Below are 233 nucleotides of genomic sequence, written 5' to 3' on the forward strand. Positions count from 1 at the left end.
TCTCCGCTCTGCCTGCCCGCCAAGAGTACCGCCCAGCGCCCCAATCCCGCAGGGCATCGTGGACCTCGGCTCTGGTGGGCGCACCGATACGTCCACCGAATACCCGGCATTTGAGTGCTGCCGCCATGGATGACAATCGCATCGTCTCTTCGATCGGCAAGCCTTCCGCAGTAGCCAGCGCAAAAGCGCCATGGAAGATATCGCCGGCTGCGAGCGTGTCGACGGTCCTCACC

General features: G+C 63.9%; 1 protein-coding gene. It reads right to left on the reverse strand.

Features of this window, described 5'->3' with window-relative positions:
* A partial coding sequence (locus AF337_RS14855; protein WP_244471262.1) for a PfkB family carbohydrate kinase occupies window positions 1–233 on the reverse strand: 233 nt, incomplete at both ends.

Origin of the sequence: Rhizobium ecuadorense, assembly GCF_001187535.1 — a bacterium.
Lineage (GTDB): Bacteria > Pseudomonadota > Alphaproteobacteria > Rhizobiales > Rhizobiaceae > Rhizobium > Rhizobium ecuadorense.